General features: G+C 69.4%; 21 protein-coding genes. 19 read left to right on the top strand and 2 right to left on the bottom strand.

Features of this window, described 5'->3' with window-relative positions; all coding sequences use genetic code 11:
- Window position 1 precedes the first annotated feature (1 nt).
- On the bottom strand, window positions 2-3,241 hold the full coding sequence (gene rne / locus NFU04_RS06720; RefSeq protein WP_251308745.1) for a ribonuclease E: 3,240 nt from the start codon (window positions 3,239-3,241) through the stop codon (window positions 2-4).
- A 573-nt stretch (window positions 3,242-3,814) separates the two neighbouring features.
- Here rne and rluC point away from each other — a divergent pair.
- The 3 genes from rluC to sppA are packed head-to-tail and all read left to right on the top strand — an operon-like array spanning window position 3,815 to window position 6,521.
- The gene (gene rluC, locus NFU04_RS06715; protein WP_146804170.1) at window positions 3,815-4,762 is read left to right on the top strand and encodes a 23S rRNA pseudouridine(955/2504/2580) synthase RluC; all 948 of its coding nucleotides are present in this window, start codon (window positions 3,815-3,817) and stop codon (window positions 4,760-4,762) included.
- 12 nt (window positions 4,763-4,774) lie between these two features.
- Window positions 4,775-5,425, top strand: coding sequence for an HAD family hydrolase (locus tag NFU04_RS06710; protein WP_251308744.1), 651 nt, complete (start codon window positions 4,775-4,777; stop codon window positions 5,423-5,425).
- 25 nt (window positions 5,426-5,450) lie between these two features.
- Entirely contained in the window at window positions 5,451-6,521 is a 1,071-nt protein-coding gene (sppA, locus tag NFU04_RS06705; RefSeq protein ID WP_251308743.1) for a signal peptide peptidase SppA, read from the top strand.
- Window positions 6,522-6,572: 51 nt separating this feature from the next.
- Here sppA and NFU04_RS06700 read toward each other — a convergent pair whose 3' ends face one another.
- The gene (locus NFU04_RS06700) at window positions 6,573-7,154 is read right to left on the bottom strand and encodes a Maf family protein (protein WP_251308742.1); all 582 of its coding nucleotides are present in this window, start codon (window positions 7,152-7,154) and stop codon (window positions 6,573-6,575) included.
- Window positions 7,155-7,269: 115 nt separating this feature from the next.
- On the opposite strand from NFU04_RS06700, the gene NFU04_RS06695 reads away from it, so the two are divergent.
- The 16 genes from NFU04_RS06695 (at window position 7,270) to NFU04_RS06620 (ending at window position 21,110) form a co-directional block, all read left to right on the top strand.
- Window positions 7,270-7,797, top strand: a complete 528-nt coding sequence (locus NFU04_RS06695; protein WP_251308741.1) for a YceD family protein — start codon at window positions 7,270-7,272, stop codon at window positions 7,795-7,797.
- A gap of 34 nt (window positions 7,798-7,831) precedes the next feature.
- Window positions 7,832-8,002 (top strand): 50S ribosomal protein L32, encoded by a 171-nt coding sequence (gene rpmF, locus NFU04_RS06690; protein ID WP_023005526.1) that lies wholly within the window; start codon window positions 7,832-7,834, stop codon window positions 8,000-8,002.
- 36 nt (window positions 8,003-8,038) lie between these two features.
- The gene (gene plsX / locus NFU04_RS06685) at window positions 8,039-9,055 is read left to right on the top strand and encodes a phosphate acyltransferase PlsX (protein WP_251308740.1); all 1,017 of its coding nucleotides are present in this window, start codon (window positions 8,039-8,041) and stop codon (window positions 9,053-9,055) included.
- 106 nt (window positions 9,056-9,161) lie between these two features.
- Window positions 9,162-10,112, top strand: a complete 951-nt coding sequence (gene fabD, locus NFU04_RS06680; RefSeq protein ID WP_251308739.1) for an ACP S-malonyltransferase — start codon at window positions 9,162-9,164, stop codon at window positions 10,110-10,112.
- 39 nt (window positions 10,113-10,151) lie between these two features.
- Complete coding sequence (gene fabG, locus NFU04_RS06675) at window positions 10,152-10,895, top strand: 3-oxoacyl-ACP reductase FabG (RefSeq protein WP_251308738.1); 744 nt, start codon at window positions 10,152-10,154, stop codon at window positions 10,893-10,895.
- A gap of 123 nt (window positions 10,896-11,018) precedes the next feature.
- Entirely contained in the window at window positions 11,019-11,252 is a 234-nt protein-coding gene (acpP, locus tag NFU04_RS06670; protein WP_016414620.1) for an acyl carrier protein, read from the top strand.
- Between the two features lie 227 nt (window positions 11,253-11,479).
- Window positions 11,480-12,718, top strand: a complete 1,239-nt coding sequence (fabF, locus tag NFU04_RS06665) for a beta-ketoacyl-ACP synthase II (protein WP_251308737.1) — start codon at window positions 11,480-11,482, stop codon at window positions 12,716-12,718.
- Window positions 12,719-12,726: 8 nt separating this feature from the next.
- Complete coding sequence (gene pabC, locus NFU04_RS06660; RefSeq protein ID WP_251308736.1) at window positions 12,727-13,527, top strand: aminodeoxychorismate lyase; 801 nt, start codon at window positions 12,727-12,729, stop codon at window positions 13,525-13,527.
- A gap of 27 nt (window positions 13,528-13,554) precedes the next feature.
- On the top strand, window positions 13,555-14,556 hold the full coding sequence (gene mltG / locus NFU04_RS06655) for an endolytic transglycosylase MltG (protein WP_251308735.1): 1,002 nt from the start codon (window positions 13,555-13,557) through the stop codon (window positions 14,554-14,556).
- 30 nt (window positions 14,557-14,586) lie between these two features.
- Window positions 14,587-15,240, top strand: coding sequence for a dTMP kinase (gene tmk, locus NFU04_RS06650; RefSeq protein ID WP_251308734.1), 654 nt, complete (start codon window positions 14,587-14,589; stop codon window positions 15,238-15,240).
- On the top strand, window positions 15,231-16,220 hold the full coding sequence (locus tag NFU04_RS06645; protein WP_251308733.1) for a DNA polymerase III subunit delta': 990 nt from the start codon (window positions 15,231-15,233) through the stop codon (window positions 16,218-16,220). The genes tmk and NFU04_RS06645 overlap by 10 nt, the downstream gene beginning before the upstream one ends.
- A gap of 23 nt (window positions 16,221-16,243) precedes the next feature.
- Window positions 16,244-16,579 carry a PilZ domain-containing protein gene (locus NFU04_RS06640; RefSeq protein WP_251308732.1) on the top strand — a complete coding sequence of 112 codons (336 nt, stop codon included), beginning with the start codon at window positions 16,244-16,246 and terminating at the stop codon, window positions 16,577-16,579.
- A gap of 81 nt (window positions 16,580-16,660) precedes the next feature.
- Window positions 16,661-17,506: a TatD family hydrolase gene (locus NFU04_RS06635; protein ID WP_251308731.1), complete on the top strand. Its 846-nt coding sequence runs from the start codon at window positions 16,661-16,663 to the stop codon at window positions 17,504-17,506.
- Between the two features lie 21 nt (window positions 17,507-17,527).
- The gene (locus NFU04_RS06630; protein ID WP_251308730.1) at window positions 17,528-18,094 is read left to right on the top strand and encodes a DUF1285 domain-containing protein; all 567 of its coding nucleotides are present in this window, start codon (window positions 17,528-17,530) and stop codon (window positions 18,092-18,094) included.
- Complete coding sequence (locus NFU04_RS06625; protein ID WP_251308729.1) at window positions 18,085-20,289, top strand: ATP-dependent helicase; 2,205 nt, start codon at window positions 18,085-18,087, stop codon at window positions 20,287-20,289. The genes NFU04_RS06630 and NFU04_RS06625 overlap by 10 nt, the downstream gene beginning before the upstream one ends.
- Window positions 20,286-21,110, top strand: a complete 825-nt coding sequence (locus NFU04_RS06620; protein ID WP_251308728.1) for a sulfurtransferase — start codon at window positions 20,286-20,288, stop codon at window positions 21,108-21,110. Before NFU04_RS06625 ends, NFU04_RS06620 begins: the two co-directional genes overlap by 4 nt.
- Window positions 21,111-21,231: the final 121 nt, after the last annotated feature.

Here is a 21,231-nt window from a genome sequence, read left to right as displayed (position 1 = left end):
CTTACTGGCCGTCTTCGGTCTGCTCCCGACGGCGCTGCTCGCGGGGGTCGTTATGCGCCCGACGGCGGCGGCGCCGAGTCGGTGCGGCCTCGGCCTTGGCTTCGTCCTCTTGCTTCACCTCGGGCTTGGCCTCGGCTTTGGCTTCCGGCTGCTTGGCTTCGGCTTTTACCTCGGGCTTGGCTTCGGCTTTTACCTCGGGCTTGGCTTCGGCTTTCACCTCGGACTTGGCCTCGGACTTGGCGTCCTGAGCCTTGGCCTCCGGTTGCTTGGCCTCGGCTTTGGCTTCCGGCTGCTTGGCTTCGGCTTTTACCTCGGGCTTGGCTTCGGCTTTTTCCTCGGGCTTGGCTTCCGGCTGCTTGGCTTCGGCTTTTACCTCTGACTTGGCTTCCGGCTGCTTGGCTTCGGCTTTTACCTCGGGCTTGGCTTCGGCCTTGGCCTCGGCTTTTTCCTCGGGCTTGGCCTCGGCTTTGGCTTCCGGCTGCTTGGCTTCGGCTTTCACCTCGGACTTGGCGTCCTGAGCCTTGGGCGCTTGCTTGGCCTCGGGCTGCTTGGCTTCGGCTTCCGGTTGCTTGGCTTCGGCTTTTGCTTCCGGTTGTTTGGCTTCGGCTTTGGCTTCCGGTTGCTTCGGCTCGGGCTTGGCTTCCGGCTGCTTGGCCTCGGGCTTGGCGTCCTGGGCCTTGGCCTCCGGCTGTTTCGGCTCGGGCTTGGTATCCTGAGCCTTGGGCTCCGGTTGCTTGGCCTCGGGCTTGGCTTCGGCTTTCACCTCGGACTTGGCGTCCTGAGCCTTGGGCGCTTGCTTGGCCTCGGGCTTGGCCTCCGGCTGCTTGGCATCCTGGGCCCTAGCTTCGGCTTTTGCCTCGGGCGTGGCGTCGGCCTGCTCACCCTCCTGCTGGGCCTGGGCGAGCAGCTTCTGCTGTTCGGCCTCGGCCTGGGGGTTGATGGCATGCTGGCGGGTGCGCTGGCGCGGGTTGTTGCGGATGCGCTTGGGCTCGCCGCTGGTCTCGGCCTTCTCCCGAGGCTTGTCCTGGGCCTTCTCCTGTGCGCGGGGCGCCGACTTGGGGGCCTCGGCCTTGGCCTCCGGCTTGCCGGTGTCGCGGCCGGGCTTGGTATCCCCGCCCTGGCGACGGTTGTCATCCTGGCGGTTGCGGCCACGGCCACCCCGGTTGTCCTGGCGTGACTCGCTGTCGCCACGACCGCCGCGGCGGTTATCCCGCTGACCCTGGCTGCGTCCACCGTCGCGGCGGCTGTCGCCGTCCTGGCGTCTCTCCTGGGACTTCTCCTGACGACCGTCCTGCGCCTGACGGCTCTCCTGAGACTGGCGCCCTTCTCGGGGCTGACGGCTCTCCTGGCCCTGGCGGCCGCGGCGGTTGCCAGCGCGGCCCTGGCGGTCGCCGCGGTTGTCCTGGCGGGCCTGGGGGGCCTCAGGCTTGGCCTGGCGCTCGCCCTGATCGGCAGCGCGGCTCTCGGCCTCGCCGCCCAGCAGCTTGCCCAGTCCCTTGACCAGGCGGGAAATCAGGCCGCCGCCCTCGACGGGGGTCGCCGCCTGGGGCTTCGAGGGCGCCTGGGAAGCCGGTTGCGCCTGGGACTTGGCCGGCTCCGGGGTGCTGGGCTCCTCGCGCAGGGAGGCCGGTGCCGGGGCGTTATGGGTCACGCTCTTGACCGCGGCCTCGGCCCGGGGTGCCGGCTTCTCGAAGGAGGGATCCGGCTCCTTGCCCACCTCGGTGTCGGTGGAGAGTTCGAAGCTCGATTTGTCACTGTCGTCCTGTTCGCTCAGGTGGTCGTCGCGCAGGCGCTGGACGTCGTAGTGGGGGGTGTCCATCTCCGGGTTGGGCAGCAGCACCACCTGGACCCCCTGGCGGCGCTCGATATCCGCCAGCACCCGACGCTTCTCGTTGAGCAGGTAGGTGGCCACCGGCACCGGCAGGATGGCGCGGATCTGGGCGCTGCGTTCCTTCATCGCCTCTTCCTCGATCAGGCGCATGATCGAGAGCGACAGGGAGCGCACGTCGCGGATGGTGCCCTGGCCGTTACAGCGCGGGCAGACCACGCCGCTGGTCTCGCCGAGCGACGGGCGCAGGCGCTGGCGGGACATCTCCATCAGGCCGAAGCGCGAGATGCGGCCGATCTGCACCCGGGCGCGATCCAGCTTGAGGGCGTCGCGCATGCGGTTCTCGACCTCGCGCTGGTTGCGCGCCGGGCTCATGTCGATAAAGTCGATCACCACCAAGCCGCCGATATCCCGCAGGCGCAGCTGGCGGGCGATCTCGTCGGCGGCCTCGCTGTTGGTCTGCAGGGCGGTCTCCTCGATATCGCTGCCACGGGTGGCCCGGGCGGAGTTGATATCGATGGAGACCAGCGCCTCGGTATGGTCGATGACGATGGAGCCGCCGGAGGGCAGCTTCACTTCCCGCTCATAGGCGGTCTCGATCTGCGACTCGATCTGGAAGCGCGAGAAGAGTGGCACCTCGTCGGCGTAGAGCTTGATCTTCTGCTGGTAGGAGGGCATCACCTGGCGGATAAAGCCCAGCGCCTCCTGGTGAATCGCCTCGCTGTCGATCAGCACCTCGCCGATGTCCTGGCGCAGGTAGTCGCGCATGGCGCGGATGATGACGTTGGACTCGCGGTAGATCAGGAAGGGGGCGGGGCGCTTGCCGGCCTCCTCGGTGATCGATTCCCACACCTGCACCAGGTAGTCCAGGTCCCACTGCAGCTCCTCGGCGGAGCGGCCGATCCCGGCGGTGCGCACGATCACGCCCATCTTCTCCGGCATCGTCAGCTGGCCCATGGCCTCCTTGAGCTGGCTGCGCTCCTCGCCTTCGATGCGCCGCGAGATACCGCCGGCCCGGGGGTTGTTGGGCATCAGTACCAGGAAGCGGCCGGCCAGGGAGATAAAGGTGGTCAGGGCGGCGCCCTTGTTGCCGCGCTCCTCCTTGTCGACCTGGACGATCACCTCCTGACCCTCCTTCAGCACCTCCTTGATGCTGGGGCGGCCGGACGGCTCCTTGATAAAGTAGTCGCGGGAGATTTCCTTGAGGGGCAGGAAGCCGTGGCGCTCGGCGCCGAAGTCGACGAAGGCGGCTTCCAGGGAGGGTTCGACGCGGGTGATCTTGCCGCGGTAGATATTGGCTTTCTTCTGTTCCCGGGCACCGGATTCGATGTCCAGGTCGTAGAGGCGTTGTCCATCGACCAGGGCGACGCGCAGCTCTTCCGGCTGGGTCGCATTGATGAGCATCCGTTTCATGTCGTCTCGCTAGTTGGGGCGTGCCGGCAGGCAGCCCTCGAGCAACGGCGTCGACGAACCGCTGGGTGCAGCGTGCTTGTGCTCAGCGCATGTCGCGGATGCGTGTGCGCCCGGCCATATCCGGAGCCTTGTAGCGCCGCCGGTACGGCATGACCATGTTGAGTACGGGGTGGAGGCGGAACATGTCTCGGTGAGGTCGTCTCATCCGGTTCCGCGGTCACCACCAACACCTGGCATTCATCGATTCGCCAACGCCAGCCTTCGGCACGCTGTTGTTAACTCCCGTGCCCGGTCGCCATTCCATGCCAGGAAGTGAACGGCCGGGGCGGGCGTGGCGTTGCAATTCTGTTCTTTCGCTTTCGGTGCCGTGATCTCGCCGAGGCAAACATCGCGGTCACTCGATCCGTCGCTCGGGCCTGCGTGTCGATGAGGCAGGCGCAATCGCCGGGCGCTTGTCGCCCATCTGAGCGACTTCGGAATATAACAGCAATGGGTGGGTGCAGCAATTGACCTCAGCGGCCCGGGAGTGCGGTAGACTAGGGCTTTTCCACGGGTTCGACAGGAGTAGAGTGCATGGCCGAAGGGCGCGAGGTGCAGTGGGTGGAAGTCGCCGAGGGCCAGGTGGGTCAGCGCATCGATAATTTCCTGCGCACCCGTCTCAAGGGGGCCCCCAAGACCCTGGTCTATCGCATCGTGCGCAAGGGCGAGGTTCGGGTCAACAAGAAGCGGGTCAAGGCGGACTACCGCCTGGCGTTGGGCGACGTGGTACGCATTCCGCCGCTGCGCCTGGCCCCCGAGGAGGCGGTGCGCGAGGTCAGCGAGAGCCTGCGCAACCTGCTGGCCGGCAATGTGTTGCTGGAGGGGCGTGACTGGCTGGTGATCAACAAGCCCTCGGGGCTCGCCGTGCACGGCGGCAGCGGGGTCAAGATCGGCCTGATCGAGGCGTTGCGCCAGGTGCGCGAGGATCTCGACTTCCTGGAACTGGTGCATCGCCTGGATCGCGATACCTCCGGCTGCCTGCTGCTGGCCAAGTCGCGTCCGGCGCTGCTCTCCCTCAATAATGCCCTCAAGCAGCGCCAGATGGACAAGCAGTACCTGGCACTGGTGGCCGGGCGCTGGCCGGCGCGGCGCGATTTCGTCAGTGCTCGCCTCGACCGCTACGAGGCGGGGAACGGCGAGCGCCGGGTGCGGGTCGACCCGGAGGGCAAGGTGTCGCGGACCCGCTTCGCGGTGCGCGAGGCCTTCGCCGGCGCCACCCTGGTGGAGGCCGAGCCGGTCACCGGGCGCACCCACCAGATCCGCGTGCATGCCGCCCATGCCGGCCATCCGTTGCTGGGCGACGACAAGTACGGCTCCCGGGAGGGGGCGGTGCTGGCGCGGCGCCTGGGCCTGGGGCGACTCTTCCTGCATGCCGCCGCCCTGACCTTTCCCGAGCCCACCAGCGGGCGCCCGGTGCAGATCAAGGCGCCCCTGGGGGACGAGCTGGAGACGGTGTTGCGCCGGGCTCGCACTCTCTCCTGAATCGAGGAATTCATGCGTTATCGACTGATTATTTTCGACTGGGACGGCACCCTGATGGACTCGGAGTCGCGCATCGTCGGCTGCATGCAGGCGGCGGCCCGGGATGCTGATTGGGGCGAGCTTCCCGCCGAGAGCGTTCGCGATATCATCGGCCTGGGGCTGCCGGAGGCGATCGCCAGGATGTGCCCGGGCATCGCGCCGGAGCAGGCCGAACGGCTGCGTGAGCGGTATACCCACCACTTCGTCGCCGCCGACCACACCCCCATGGCGTTCTTTCCCGGGGTGGAGGAGGGCATCGCGCGGTTGCGCGGGCGCTCCGAGCAGCGCCTGGCGGTGGCCACCGGCAAGAGTCGTCGCGGCCTGAACCGGGTCTTCGCCGCCAACGGCAGCGGCGCCTGGTTTCATGCCAGCCGCACCGCCGACGAGACCCGCTCCAAGCCCCACCCGCTGATGCTCGAGGAGCTGCTGGAGGAGCTGGCGGTGCCGGTGGAAGAGGCGCTGATGGTGGGCGATACCGAGTATGACCTTGAGATGGCCCGGGCCCTGAACATGGACCGTGTCGCGGTCACCTACGGGGTGCATGCCCCGGAGCGGCTGGCGGCGAGCCGGCCCACCTTCGTGGCCGAGCGTTTCGAGGCATTGATCGATTGGTTGCACCAGTGAGCCGTGGATTGAGGAGCAGGATGTCATGAGCGATGACAAGCCCAGCGATCGCTGGACCCAAGGGCCGGAAATCCAGCCCGGCGAGACGCCTCGGCAGGCGGGCGCCGAGAACGAGGGGGCTTCCAGCGAGGATGCCGAGACCCTGCGCGAGCGCCAGCGCCTGGCCCAGGTGGAGATGCTCGACCGCTGGGTGGGCGGGGTGCTGGCGGAGCAGCGCCGGTCGCGACGCTGGACGCTGTTCTTCCGCTTCTTCTTCGCGGCGCTGATCCTCGCCTCCCTGGGCACTACCCTCTATGGGCTCTTCGTCGCCGGCCAGCCGGCGCCGGTCGCCGAGCGCCACCTGGGGGTGGTGGAGGTCAAGGGGGTGATCGACAGCGAGTCGCCGGCCAGCGCCGAGCGCATCATCGAGGGGCTCAACCGGGCCTGGCGGGCGGAGTCCGCGGCGGCGGTGGTGCTGCATATCGACAGTCCCGGGGGCAGCCCGGTGCAGTCCCAGCGCATCTACGAGGAGATTCGCCGCCTGGGCGAGCAGGGCGACAAGCCGATCTATGCGGTGATCGAGGATATCGGCGCCAGCGGGGCCTACTATATTGCCGCCGGTGCCGACGAGATCTATGCGTCGCCGGCCAGCCTGGTGGGCTCCATCGGGGTGATCTTCGCCAGCTTCGGCCTGGAGGAGGCCATCGAGCGGCTCGGCGTGGAGCGGCGGGTCTTTGCCGCCGGCGACAACAAGGCTTTCCTCGATCCCTTCTCGGCCATCGCCCCGGAGCAGGCGCGCTTCTGGCAGGCGGTGCTGGAGACCACCCATGAGCAGTTTATCGAGGCGGTGCGTGAGGGGCGTGGCGCGCGCCTGAGTGACGACCCGCAACTCTTCTCCGGCCTGGTATGGAGCGGCGAGCAGGGTCTCGAGCTGGGGCTGGTGGATGGCTTGCAGAGCCTCGATGGCCTGGCCCGTGAGATGGGCGTCGAGCGAATGCAGGACTACACCCCGCGGCTGGACCCCTTCGAGCGCCTGACCCGCCACTTCGGTGGCGTCGCCGCCGAGTGGCTCGGCCTGCCCACCACCCGGTCGCCGCTGCGTTACCAACTCCACTAACCGCCCGGGCGGCGTCCGGAGCTTCCAGCTTCCAGCTTCCAGCTTCTGGCTTTAGCCAAGCGGATCCAGGCCGGCTTCGCGCAGCAGGGCGCAGAGGCGAATCAGCGGCAGGCCGATCAGGCTATTGGGGTCGTCGCCCTCCAGGCGTTCGAAGAGGGTGATGCCCAGGCCTTCCATACGGAAGCTGCCGGCGCACTCGAGGGGGCGCTCGCGCTCGACATAGGTGGCGATCTCCGCCTCGCCGAGGCGCCGGAAGTGCACGTCGAAGGGTTCGTGGCAGACCCAGTGGCGGCCGGCGGCGGTGTCCAGCAGGGCCAGGCCGGTGAGAAAGCGCACGCGATGGCCGGAGAAGCGCGCCAGCTGGGCCCGGGCGGCGGCCTCGTCGGCGGGCTTGCCGAGGATCTCGCCGTCGAACAGGGCGACCTGGTCCGAGCCGATGATCAGGTGGCTCGGGTAGTCGTCGGCCAGGCGGCTGGCCTTGGCCAGCGACAGGCGATGCACCAGGGCCTGGGGCGACTCGCCGAGGCGCGGCGTCTCATCGATATCGGGGTTGCCCCAGGCATAGGGGAGCTGCAGGCGGTCGAGCAGCTGGCGACGCCAGCGGGATTGCGAGGCCAGAACCAGGCGCGTCATAGGGGCTCCATGGCGGTGGGGGATGACCGCCCCAGGGGGAATCGAGCACAAAGGTCCGATTCGCGGCAATGCGCGCTTTGACAGGGGCGGGGGGAGTGCCTATCATTGCGCGCCTATGTCCAAGACTCAACTCCCCCGACAGGTCGAGCCGCACCGGCTGGCCGCCAATGGCGAAAGCCTCCAGGGCCGGCTGGCGCTGGATGCCTTGTCGCGCTTGGTGGATGAGGCGGGGCCCCAGACGGGGCACTGCCAGGTGCGCCTCGACTTCGCCATCGATCCTCAGGGTCGACGCACCATCGAAGGCTGGCTCGAGGCCGAGGTCAGCCTGCCGTGTCGGCGCTGCCTGACGCCGATGGCGACCCGGGTCGAGAGCCATTTCCAGCTGGGGGTGGTCGGCAGTGACGCCCAGGCGGCGAACCTGCCCGGCTATCTCGAGCCGGTCCTGGTGGAGAACGAACAGCTGAACCTCCTGGCGGTGGTCGAGGATGAACTCCTCCTCAGCCTGCCCCAGGTGGTTTACCACGATGAGACGCAGTGCCGCGTCTCTCGCGACCAGCTGACCAGCGGGGCGGACTCCGAGGCCTCGGAAAAGCCTGCTGCCAGTCCTTTCGAGGTGCTGCGCACCCTGAAAGGCAAACACTGATTTCATTGACGAAGCACTCTGGAGTGATACACCCATGGCTGTCCAACAGAATCGCAAGACCCGTTCCAAGCGCGGCATGCGTCGTAGCCACGACGCCCTGAGCGCCCCGGCCCTGTCCCAGGACAAGGAAACCGGCACCACTCACCTGCGCCACCACGTCTCCCCGGACGGCTTCTACCGTGGCCGCAAGGTCGTCGACGCTTAAGTCGGCGTCATCCTTGGCGACGCTCGACATCCGGGCGTGAGACTCGCCATCGATGCGATGGGCGGGGACCTGGGTCCCCGTGCCATCGTGCAGGGGGCGGCCCTGGCCCTGGCGGCCAATCCCGCCCTCGATATTTTCCTGTTCGGCCCCGAACAGCGGCTCGCCGTCGAACTCGACGCCTTGCCCAGGCGGCTGGTCCGACATGGCGCTCGCCTTACCCTCTGTCACTCTCCCCATGAAATCGATCAGGCCATGCGGCCTTCGGCGGCCCTGCGTGCGCCTCGCGACACCAGTATGGCCATGATGTTGGAGTGCGTGGCCCGGGGGCGTGCGGATGCCGGGGTCAGTGCCGGCAATACCGGGGCCCTGATGGCCCTGGCGCGGCGCGAGCTGGGCATGGTGGCGGGGATTCCGCGGCCCGCCATCAGTACCGCCATTCCGACGCGGCGTGGCGGACATTGTTACCTGCTCGACCTGGGCGCCAACGTGGATGCGCCGGCGGCGCGGCTGGTCGATTTCGCCCGCCTCGGCGAGGCCATGGCGCGTCGTATCGATGGCCTCGCGGCGCCCCGGGTGGCGCTGCTCAACGTCGGGGTGGAGGGCACCAAGGGGCCGGCCAGCGTGCGCGAGGCGGATGCCCGGCTGCGCGACTGGGCGGGGCTGGACTACCGCGGCTTCGTCGAGGGCGGCGATATCTTCGCCGGCGAGGTGGATGTGGTGGTCTGTGACGGCTTCGTCGGCAACGCTGTGCTCAAGGCCAGCGAGGGCTTGGCCCGGCTGCTGGTGGAGCGGGTGCAGCGGGTCTTCGAGACGCGCTGGAGCGGGCGCCTGGTAGCGACCCTGGCGCGCCCCGCCCTGCGCCGGCTCAAGAGCGAGCTCGATCCGGTACGCTACAATGGGGCCAGCCTGCTGGGCCTGAAAGGCATCGTGGTCAAGAGTCACGGCGGGGCCAGTGCCGAAGGCTTCGCCTATGCCGTGGCGCGGGCCGTGGAAGAGGGGCGCAGGAAGTTGCCGGGGCATCTGGAGCAGGCCCTGGGAGGTTGTCGGGCTTGACCGATCCGAGTGGGCGGTCGGCTATCGTCTCGGCCGCGGGCGACCGAGACGATAGCGGGATCGGAATCCGCTGAATCGACGAACAAAATACGCAAAGGTGATAGTCATGACCCAATCCTTGGCCCTCGTCTTCCCTGGGCAGGGTTCCCAGCAGGTTGGCATGCTGCGGGAGCTGGCCGAGCGCTACAGCGTGGTACGTACCACCTTCGAGGAGGCCTCGGAGGCCCTCGGCTACGACCTCTGGCATGTGGTGCAGGACGGCCCCGCCGAGGCCCTGAATGCCACCGCCTGCACCCAGCCGGCGCTGCTGGCCTCCAGTGTCGCCACCTGGCGTGTCTGGCAGGAGCTGGAGGGGCCGCGCCCCGGTGCCATGGCGGGACACAGCCTGGGGGAGTACAGCGCCATGGTCTGTGCCGGCGTGATGACCTTCGCCGAAGGCATCAAACTGGTGCGCCTGCGTGGCGAGGCGATGCAGGAGGCCGTGCCCGCCGGCGAGGGTGCCATGGCCGCGGTGCTGGGCCTGGAGAATGCCGCCGTGGAGGCGGCCTGCCGGGAGGCCGCCGGCGCTGGCGTGGTGGCCGCGGTCAACTATAATGCGCCCGGTCAGGTGGTGATCGCCGGGGCCAAGGGGGCGGTGGACCGGGCCATCGCCCTGTGCCAGGAGGCCGGGGCCAAGCGCGCCCTGCCGCTGCCGGTGTCGGTGCCTTCCCACTGCGAGCTGATGCGTCCCGCCGCCGAGCGGCTGGCCACGGCCATGCAGGCCATCGAGCTGCGCGCGCCGCGTTATACCGTGGTGCAGAACGTGGATGCCCGGGCCCATGGGGACATCGACACCCTGCGCACGCGTCTGGTGGAGCAGCTCTATCGCCCGGTGCGCTGGACCGAGTGTGTCGAGGCGATGGCCGGCGAGGGCGCCGAGCTGTTCGTGGAGTGTGGCCCCGGCAAGGTGCTGACCGGTCTCGGCAAGCGCATCGTGCGGGGCAGCAAGGGGGTGGCCATCAATGATCCGGATAGCCTGGAGACGGCCCTCGAGCTGGCCCGCGAGCTGGCCGGCTGACACCCCATCACAAGGACTCAAACTTTTTCAGGACTGACTATGACGAGCGAACGCAGAATCGCCCTGGTTACCGGTGCCAGCCGTGGCATCGGCCGCGCCATCGCCCATGAGCTGGGTCGCCAGGGGCGCGTCGTGATCGGCACCGCCACCAGCGAGGCGGGCGCCGAGAAGATCGCCGCCGACCTGAAGGCTCAGGGCATCGAAGGCACCGGCCTGTGCCTGGATGTCACCGATCCGGCCAGCGTCGATGCGGTGATCAAGGCGATCAACGAGACCTATGGGGCGCCCACCATCCTGGTCAATAACGCCGGGATCACCCGCGATAACCTGCTGATGCGCATGAAGGAAGACGAGTGGGACGCGGTGATGGACGCCAACCTCAAGTCCGTCTACCGGGTCAGCAAGGCGTGCCTGCGCGGCATGACCAAGGCGCGCTTCGGCCGCATCGTCAATATCAGCTCGGTGGTGGCCACCATGGGCAACCTGGGGCAGGCCAACTATGCCGCCGCCAAGGCCGGCATGGAGGGCTTCGCCCGTGCCCTGGCCCGCGAAGTGGCAAGCCGTGCCATCACCGTCAATTCGGTGGCGCCGGGCTTTATCGCCACCGACATGACCGAGGCCCTGCCCGAGGCACAGCATGAGGCCCTGCTCACCCAGATTCCCCTCGGCCGGCTCGGCCAGCCCGAGGAGATCGCTGCCGCCGTGGGGTTCCTGACCAGCGAGGCGGCGGGCTATATCACCGGCGAGACCCTGCAGGTCAACGGCGGGATGAATATGCGCTGATCCATCCGGGGGACGCATCTGTTGCGTCCCTCAGGTGCGGTCTATAAACTACCCCGCAGCTTCGCTTGCGGATTTCGTACGGGGTTCCGTGCGGCTTATTTGAACGATTGGAGTGACTTGAGAATGAGCACTATCGAAGAGCGCGTGAAGAAGGTTGTGGCCGAGCGCCTGAACGTCAAGGAAGAAGATATCCAGAATACCTCTTCCTTCACCGAAGACCTGGGTGCCGACTCCCTGGACACCGTGGAACTGGTGATGGCGCTCGAAGAGGAATTCGACACCGAAATCCCCGACGAAGAAGCCGAGAAGATCACTACCGTTCAGGAAGCGATCGACTACGTCAACGCCCACCAGTAAGCCTGGGTGTGCCGCCTTCGTCGCGGCGTAACGGAGCCCCGTCAGGCTTCGTCGCGGGAGTCGTCCTGATTCAGGGCGGCTCCCGCGCGTTTTTGTGTTCTCCTCGCGCCTCGGCGACGACTCCCCATCCCATGCGGGGCCGTGGTCGGGTATAATGCGCGCAGATGCGGCACGCTGCCGGTAGTAGCGTCTTGGCCGTGCCACCCAACACGTCTGGAGGAAAGCAGATGCCTCGTAGAAGGGTCGTGGTGACCGGGCTCGGTCTGGTGACACCCGTAGGTAACAGCGTCAAGGAGAGCTGGGACAATATCGTCGCCGGCAAGAGCGGGATCGCCCCCATCGAGCACTTCGATGTGAGCGGTTTCAATACCCGCTTCGGGGGCTCGGTCAAGGACTTCGATGTGAGTCCTTACATGAACCCCAAGGACGCCCGCAAGATGGACCTGTTCATTCAGTACGGCATCGCCGCGGGGGCCCAGGCCATCGAGGATGCCGGTATCGAGTGCAACGAGGCCAATGCTCACCGCATCGGCGTGGCCATCGGCTCCGGTATCGGTGGCCTGCCGATGATCGAGCACAACCATAATGCCCTCAACAAGGGCGGTGCGCGGCGCATCTCGCCCTTCTTCGTGCCGGGCTCCATCATCAACATGATCTCCGGCAACCTGGCCATCCAGCACGGTTTCCAGGGGCCCAATATCGCCATCACCACCGCCTGCACCACCGGCACCCACAACATCGGCTATGGGGCGCGCACCATCGCCTACGGTGACGCCGACGTGATGATCTGTGGCGGCGCCGAGATGGCCACCACCCCCCTGGGGCTGGGCGGCTTCTCCGCGGCCCGGGCGCTTTCCACCCGCAACGACGACCCCCAGGCCGCCAGCCGTCCCTGGGATCGTGATCGCGATGGCTTCGTGCTCTCCGACGGCGCCGGGGTGCTGGTGCTGGAAGACTACGAGCACGCCAAGGCGCGTGGGGCCACCATCTATGCCGAGGTGGCCGGGTTCGGCATGAGCGACGACGCCTACCATATGACGGCGCCGCCGGAGGACGGCCGCGGCGCGGCCGCCGCCATGCGCAATGCCATCCAGGATGCCGGCATCGATGCCTCGCGCATCGACTATATCAATGCCCACGGCACCTCCACCCCGGCCGGGGACCTGGCCGAGAGTCGCGCCGTGGAGCAGGTGATGGGCGAGGCCGCCAAGTCGGTGGCGGTAAGCTCCACCAAGTCGATGATCGGTCACCTGCTGGGGGCAGCCGGGGCGGTGGAGGCGGTGTTCAGCATCCTGGCGATTCGCGACCAGGTGGCCCCGCCCACCATCAACCTGGACAACCCCCAGGAGGGCTGCGTGCTCAACTATGTGCCCCAGAGTGCCCAGGAGAAGCGGATCGAGGTGGCCCTGTCCAACTCCTTCGGCTTCGGCGGCACCAACGGCTCCCTGGTCTTCACCCGCGTCTAGGATCACCCATGTGGGAGGATGCCCAGGCTCCGCTGCCCCTGGATGACCGGGGGCTCGCCTATGGCGACGGCCTCTTCGAGACGGTGCTGGTGCGCGACGGCCGGCCGCTGCTCTGGGAGGCCCACCTGGCGCGCCTGGCCCGGGGCTGCGAGCGGCTCGGCTTCGCCATGCCCGAGGGCCTGGAGACCCTGCCGGCCCGAGCCGGAGACGGCCTCAAGGTGCTCAAGCTAATCGTCACCCGGGGCGGGGGCGGGCGGGGCTACCTGGCCCCCGAGGCGCCCCACCCGCGGCTGCGCTGGCAGCTCGGCGACTTCGCCCCCCGGCATGAACGCTGGGCCGGAGTGCGGGCGCGCCACTGCGCCTTGCGCCTGGGCATTCAGCCGGCCCTGGCCGGGCTCAAGCACCTTAATCGGCTGGAGAACGTCCTGGCCCGGAGCGAGTGGTCGGAGCCGACCATCGCCGAGGGAGTGCTCTGCGACAGCGACGGCCGGCTGGTGGAGGCCACCTGTATGAACCTGGTGTGGCGTCGGAACGGCCGGCTCGAGACGCCGGACCTGAGCCGCTGCGGCGTGGCCGGCACCCTGCTGGCCGCGCTAAGCGAGCGCCTCACGATTCATCGGGTGCGTGTCGGCCCCGAGGCGCTGGAGGAGGCCGAGGCGGTGTGGCTGCTCAACTCGGTGCAGGGAGTCTGGCCGCTGACCCGGCTCGACGCCGCCGACGGTCGCTGCCTCAGGCGCTGGTCGCCGGGGGGCGCGCTGGACGAGCTGCCGGCCCTGGCGCATCCCCTGCTGGGTTATCCCGGCCCCTGATTTCCGCCTATCTTCGAGGATTGTTCCATGCGTGTGGTGAAACCCCTGGCGATCCTGCTGGTGCTGGGCGCGGCCCTGCTGGCGGGAGGCCACCACTATTGGCAGAGTCGTCTCGCGGCGCCCATCGCCATCGACGAGTCGACCCTCTACGAGGTACCCCGGGGGGCCGGCTATCACCGCGTCGTCAGGGAGCTCGCCGCCGACGGGGTCATCGCCGACGAGTGGGCCTTCCGGTTGTTGACCCGGCTGGAGCCGGAGAGCGTGCCCCAGCTGCGTGTCGGCGAATACATGCTCGAGCCGGGCATGAGCGGACGCGAGCTGATCGGCCTGCTGGGAAGCGACCGGGTGGTGACCTACCCGCTGACCATTCCCGAGGGCTGGACCTTCCGTCAGCTGCGCCAGGCCCTGGCCGAGGCCGCCAAGCTCGATCACGAGACCGCCGAGCTCAGCGACGCCGAGATCATGGCCCTGCTGGGACGCGAGGGGGAGCACCCCGAGGGCTGGTTCTTTCCCGACACCTATCGCTACCACAAGGGGCTCAGCGACCTGGAGATCCTGCGTCAGGCCCATCGGCGCATGGAGACCATCCTCGAGGAGGTCTGGGCCGAGCGGGTCGATGACCTGACCATCGAGACCCCTTATGAAGCGCTGATCATGGCCTCGCTGATCGAGCGGGAGACCGGGGCGCCGGAGGAGCGACGCGAGATCGCCGGCGTCTTCAAGCGGCGCATGGAGCGGGGCATGCGGCTGCAGACCGATCCCACCGTGATCTACGGCATGGGGGAGCGCTACGAGGGGCGTATCACCTATGCCGACCTGCGCGAGGCGACTCCCTACAACACCTATGTGATCGATGGCATGCCGCCGACCCCCATCGCCATGCCGGGGCGTGCCGCCCTGGAGGCGGCGGTCAACCCGCTGCCCGGCGAGACGCTCTATTTCGTGGCCCGGGGCGACGGCACCCATCACTTCTCGCGCAGCCTGCGCGAGCACAACAACGCGGTGAACCGCTATATCCGTAACCGGTAGCATCGCACTCAGCCAAGCCAAGGAGCCCATATGTCGAGGCGCGGACGCTTTATCACCCTGGAGGGCGGCGAGGGGGTCGGCAAGACCACCAATGGCGCCCTGATCCGCACCTGGCTGGAGGCCCGGGGCATCGAGGTGGTGGCCACCCGCGAGCCCGGCGGCACCCCCGGCGCCGAGCGCATCCGCGAGCTGCTGCTGGGGGCCGACGGCGACGACCCCCTGTGCGACGACGCCGAGCTGCTGTTGGTGTTCGCCGCCCGCGCCCAGCACCTGGCCCGCAAGATTCGCCCGGCCCTGGAACGCGGCGCCTGGGTACTCTGTGACCGCTTCACCGATGCCACCTACGCCTATCAGGGTGCCGGCCGCGGCGGCGACCTGGCCCAGATCGCCACCCTCGAGCGGCTGGTGCAGGGCGAGCTGCGCCCCGACCTGACCCTGCTGCTGGATATGCCGCTGGCCGCCTCCCAGGCGCGTCTGGCGAGTCGCCTGGCGGCCCAGGGGGGGGAGCGCGACCGCTTCGAGCAGGAGCGCGAGGCCTTCTTCGAGCGGGTGCGTCGCGGCTACCTGGCGCGGGCCGAGGCGGCGCCCGAGCGCATCACGGTGATCGATGCGGCTCGCTCCCTGGAACGGGTCCAGGCGGATATCCTCGCGCGCCTGGAGACCGAGGTGGCGGCATGGCGCTGATGCCCCGGCCCCTGCCCTGGCAGCAGGAGCTCTGGCGCGGGCTGGTCGCCCGCCAGGATGCCGGGCGCCTGCCTCATGCGCTGCTCCTGGCCGGCGTGCCCGGGGTGGGGGGCGAGGCCCTCGCCGAGGCCCTGGTGGCGCGCAGCCTCTGCCAGTCGCCGGGAGAGGTTGCCTGCGGCGAGTGTCACGGCTGCGCCATGCTGGCCTCCGGCTATCATCCCGACCTGCTGCGGGTGAGTCCCGCCGAGAAGAGCCGGCTGATCCGCATCGATGCGATCCGTGAGGTCAACGCCTTCGTCACCCAGACCGCCCAGCAGGGTGGCTACCGGGTGATCGTGCTGGCCCCGGCGGAGGCCATGAACCTGGCCGCCGCCAACGCCCTGCTCAAGAGCCTGGAGGAGCCGGGGGGCCGCACCCTCTTTATCCTGCTGGCGGAGGTGCCGTCGCGGATCCTGCCGACCATCCGCTCCCGCTGTCAGCAGCTCGCCCTGGGGCTGCCGGAGGCGGCACCGGCCCGGGAGTGGCTGGGGCGCGAGCTCGGCGACCCGGAGCAGGCCGACTTCTGGTTGCGGGTGGCGGGGGGCGCGCCCCTGCTGGCCCGCTCCCTGGCCGCCCCCGAGGCCCGCGCCCTGCGCCAGGACCTCCACGAGGCCTTCGACGCCCTGGTGCGCGGCGCCGAGCCGGTGGCGGAGGCCAGCCGGCTGGGCGGTCATCCGCTGGAGCAGCTGCTGTGGTATGGTATCGACTGGCTCGAGGACCTGATTCGCTTCGGCCTCTCCGGAGACGAGCGGCGCCTGCGCAACCCGGACCTGCTAGCCCTCTATCGCCAGGCGGTCAAGAACGCCCGGGTCCAGGACTGGTTCCGCCTGCTGGACTACGCTCGAGAACAGCGGCGCCTGGTGGCCGGCGGCGGCAACCCCAACCCCCAGCTGGCCCTGGAGGCCTGGTTGATTCGCTGGTCGGCGCTGCTGCGTTCCTGATCTTTCCCTGTCGGAGGCGTGCCATGAGTGGACAGAAGGCCCTGTCGTTGACGATTCATGATGTGCCGACCCTGCTGTCGGCCTATATGCCTTCCCTGGAGCGGGGCGGCATCTTCGTGCCCACCAAGGAGCGCTACGAGCTGGGCCAGGAGGTCTTCCTGCTGTTGACCCTGCCCGGCGAGAGCGAGCGCCTGCCGGTCACCGGCCAGGTGGTATGGATCTCGCCGCCGGGGGTCAGCGGGCGCCGGGTGCCGGGCATCGGCGTGCACTTCCGCACCGAGGATCAGGCGGTGCGCAATCGTATCGAGACCCATCTGGCCGGTCAGCTCGACAAGGGCTCGCCGACCTATACGCTCTAGACGCTAGACGCGCGTCCTTATCGGTTATCGCCCGCCGCGCTCGTCGGGGGGCGATAGGAATTTCTCTTCGGTGTTTCTCCCATGTTTGTTGATTCCCATTGCCACCTCGACCGTCTCGACCTGAGCGCCCATGACGGCGACCTGAATGCCGCCCTGGCGGCCGCCCGGGCCCGGGACGTGCGCCAGTTCCTGGCCATCGCCGTGACCCTCGACGAGGTGCCCGGCATCGCCGAGATCGCCCGTGCCCACGACGACGTGGTGATCTCCGCCGGGGTGCACCCGCTGCATGGCGTCGCCCGCGAGCCCGAGGTGAGCGATATCGTCGAATGCGCCGAGCGCTATGGCGCCGTGGCCATCGGCGAGACCGGCCTCGATTACCACTACCTGGACAAGACTCCGGAGAAGGTGCCCTCCCGGGAACTTCAGCTCGAGCGTTTCCGTCGCCACCTGGTGGCGGCCCGGGAGCTCGAGCTGCCGGTGATCATCCATACCCGCGAGGCCCGGGAGGATACCCTGGCGCTGATCCGCGACGAGGTGGATCCGGCGGTGGGCGGCGTGCTGCACTGCTTCACCGAGGACCTGGACATGGCCCGGGAGGCGGTACGCCACGGCTTTTACGTGTCGCTGTCCGGCATCGTCACCTTCCGCAACGCCGGCGCCATTCGCGAGCTGGCCCGGCGCATCCCCCTGGACCGGTTGCTGATCGAGACCGACAGCCCCTACCTGGCCCCGGTGCCCCATCGCGGCAAGCCCAACGAGCCCCAGTGGGTGGTGGAAGTGGCCGAGGCGATTGCCGCCGAACGCGGCATCAGCGTCGACGAGGTGGCCATGCAGACCACCGCCAACTTCTATCGACTGTTCCGCGCCGCCGTCCCGGAGGCCCCCGCCGAGGTGCGCCAGTCGTTGGCCCAGGCGGGGCTGATCTAGCCCGGCAAGAGGAGTCGCCCCATGTCCCTGGAACCCCTGCTGGCCCATCTGGCGCCCCTGGGCTCGATGCCGCCCCTGGAGCGCTGGGATCCGCCCCTGTGCGGCGACATGGACCTGACCATCGACGCCGAGGGCCACTGGATCCACGAGGGGGCGCCGATTCGTCGAGCCCCCCTGGTGCGCCTGCTGGCCAGCGTGCTGCGCCGCGAGGCGGACGGTCACTACTACCTGGTCAGCCCCGAGGAGAAGTGGCGTATCCGGGTGGCGGATCGGCCCCTGCTGATCGTCGACGCCGACCGGGATGAGGGCGGCGACTGGTGGCTGACCACCCAGGTGGGGGAGCGAGTGCGTCTGGACGGCGACCATGCCCTGACCCTGAGCCGGACCCCCGACGGGGCCCGGGTGCCGGAGCTGGCCCTGCGCCATGGCCTGAGTGGACGCCTCAATCGGCCGCTCTTCTACCGCCTGGTGGAGGCCGCCGAGCACCGCCGGCAGGGCGAGATTCTGGCCCTGGGGCTGACCAGCGGCGGACACTGGCACCCCCTGGGCTGCCTCGATGCGGACGGAAACGAGGTGGCATGCGACTGACCGAGGAGCAGCGGGCGGTGGTCGCCCACCGGGGCGGGCATGCCCGGGTCGCCGCGGTGGCCGGGGCCGGCAAGACCACCACCCTGGTGGCCCGGGTGCTGGCGCTGCTGGCCCGGGGCGTGCCGCCGGAGCGAGTGCTGGTGCTGATGTTCAACCGCTCGGCCCGGGAGGACTTCACCGCCAAGCTGGCCCGCCATGCCCCGGCCGGCCAGCGGCTGCCGGACGTGCGTACCTTCCACTCCCTGGGCCACCGCCTGACCCGGAGCCTGACCCGCTGGGGCGTGCTGGCGCCCCGCCAACTGCTGACCCAGGAGTGGCAGCGCGAGCGCCTGCTGCGCCAGGCGACCCTCCAGGCCCTGGGGGAGGGAACGGAGGTCGAGGGGGCCTTGGAGCCGGAGACCCTGGAGGCCTTCGGCCACTTCTGCGAACTGGTCAAGGCCGAGCTGGTGGCCCCGGAGCGACTCTACGAGCGGCTCGCCCTGGGGCCCGAGACGCGCCATTTTGTCGCCGCCTATGGCCACGCCGAGCAGCTCCTCGCCGACCATGGCCAGATGACCTACGCCGACCTGCTCTATCGCCCGCTGACGGCGCTGGCGGCGGACTCGCGCCTCCAGGCCCGGGTCCAGGGCTACCTGGATGAGGTGATCATCGACGAGTACCAGGACATCAACGCCGCCCAGCAGCGCCTGCTGGCGATGCTGGCCGGCGACCGGGCGGCGGTGATGGCGGTGGGCGACGCCAATCAGTGCATCTACGAGTGGCGGGGCGCCCATCCGGACACCATGCTCGAGGATTTCACCGCCACCTTCGGCGCCGCCCGGGACTATCCGCTCTCCACCACCTTCCGCCACGGCCATGCCCTGGCCCTGGCCGCCAACCATGCCATCGCCGCCAATCGGCGTCGGCCGAACCAGCTCTGCCTGGCGGCCCCGGAGAACCCCCGGACCCGCCTCGACCTGGCTCAGGGCAGCGCCCGCCTGGTGGAGGCCCTGGGCGACTGGCGGAGTGGGGGGCGTGGCCTCGACGAGGCCTGCGTGCTGGTGCGCAGCTGGGCGCTCTCGGTGCCGGTACAGTTGGCGCTGCTGCGCGCCGGCATTCCCTTCCGGCTGAGCCGGGAGGATCGCTTCGTCTTCCGTCTGCCCCTGGTGCAGGCCCTGGCCGGTTACCTGGAGGTGGCCCGGGACGGGCGCTACCTGCGCGACCCCGAGCGCCTCGCCCTGCTGTTCGCCCAGCCGACCCCCTTCGTGCCCCACGAGCGCCTGCAGGCCCTGGTGCGTCACCTGGCCGAGACCCAGGCCTACCCGGAACGCCATGACCCGCTGCTGGCCGGCCTCAAGCCGATCCAGCGGCGCAACCTCAAGCGGCGCTGGGAGCTGCTCTGCGACCTGCCCAAGCGCAGCCGCTGGCCGGCGGATCGCCTCTTGACCCATGTGGTGGAACGCCTGGATGCCGAGAAGGTGCTCAAGCGCGCCGCGGCGCGCCGCGAGAAGGGCGAGGAGGACGTGCGCCTGCTGGACGTGCTGGTGGAGCAGGCCGCCGAGCTGGGCAGCGACCCGGAGGCCTTTATCGCCCTGTTGCGCAGCCCGGTGGAGAATCGCGACGATGGGGTGCTGATCACCACGGTGCATGGCGCCAAGGGGCTGGAGTGGCCCCTGGTGGCCCTGTGGGGCGCCAACGAGGAGGACTTTCCCCACTACAGCCGCGACACCCCCCTCGACGAGGCGCGCCTGGAGGAGGAGCGGCGCCTCTACTACGTGGCCATTACCCGGGCCCGGGAGCGCCTGCTGCTGCTCCATGACGGCGGCGAACACCCGCCCAGCCGCTTCCTGGCCGAGACCCACTGGGCCCAGTGCAACCGCCTGGCCGAGGCCCTGGCGGCGCCCCAGGCGATCACCGAGCCCTTGCCGGTCGCCGCGGCGCCGCTGGTGGCGGACTACCTGCGCCGCCAGGGTCTCGAGCTGCCGCTGGTCGCCGAGGCCGCCGGCGTGGCCAGCCCCGCCGCCGACTACCGGGGCGCGGCGGCGCCACGCCCCGGTCAGCGCCTGCGCCATGCGGTCTTCGGCGAGGGCGAGGTGTTGGTGGTGGAGGGGGAGCCCCAGGACCCGGTGATCGAGGTCCGCTTTACCCAGGTCGGCCGGCGACGCCTGATCGCCAGTCGCGCGCCCATCGAATGGTTACCCGGAGCCCCCGCATGATCGATCCCCTGATTACCGCCGACCAGCTGCGCCACGCGATCGAGACCGGGGCGCCGCTGTGCATCCTCGACTGCCGCGCCCGCCTGGGGGAGCCCGAGGCGGGGCGCGACCTGTGGCGGCAGGGCCACCTGCCGGGCAGTCGGCATCTGGACCTGGATCGTGACCTGGCGGCGCCGCCGGGGGAGGGCGGACGCCACCCCCTGCCGAGTCGCGAGGCCTTTACGGCCAGCCTGCAACGGCTGGGAATCACTCCCGGGGTTCCCGTGGTGCTCTATGACGATAGGGGCGGCCAGCTGGCGGCGGCCCGGGCCTGGTGGATGCTGGCCCGCTGGGCGGGCCATCCCGAGGTGCGGGTGCTGGATGGCGGCCTGGCCGCCTGGCAGGCGGAAGCGGGCGCTCTGGACACCGAGGCGCCGACGCTCGAGCCAAGCGACTGGGCGCCGTCTTTCGAGGAGGGCGCCTGGGTGTCGGCGCAAGACCTGCAGGCCGAGTCGCCGAGTCTGGTGGATGCCCGGGGCGAGGCGCGCTTTCGCGGCGAGGAGGAGCCCATCGACCCGGTGGCGGGGCATATTCCCGGGGCCCGCTGTCACCCCAGCGCCGCCAATCTGACCGCCGAGGGGCGCTTCCGGTCCGCCGCGGTGCTGGCCCGGGAGCTCCCCGAGGCCGAGGTGGCCTACTGCGGCTCCGGGGTCACCGCCTGCCATAACATTCTCGCCTACGCCGTGGCCGGGCGACCCCTGCCGCGCCTCTACGCCGGTTCCTGGAGCGACTGGATCCGCGATCCCGGGCGGCCCATCGCCACGGCGGCTTCGCCGTCGTAAGCTCGAAGAGCGGCGCTTCGCGCCTGGACGCTTGAAGCTGGAAGAAAAAACCGCCGCCGGGCCTTGTCCCGGCGGCGGTGCAATTCAGGCTGTTTTCCAGCTTCCAGCTTCCAGCTTCCAG

Source organism: Halomonas sp. NCCP-2165 (genome assembly GCF_023708045.1).
GTDB classification, from domain to species: domain Bacteria; phylum Pseudomonadota; class Gammaproteobacteria; order Pseudomonadales; family Halomonadaceae; genus Bisbaumannia; species Bisbaumannia pacifica.
The sequence above is the reverse complement of the archived record's forward strand: the minus strand, read 5'-3'. Positions and strand labels throughout refer to the sequence as shown.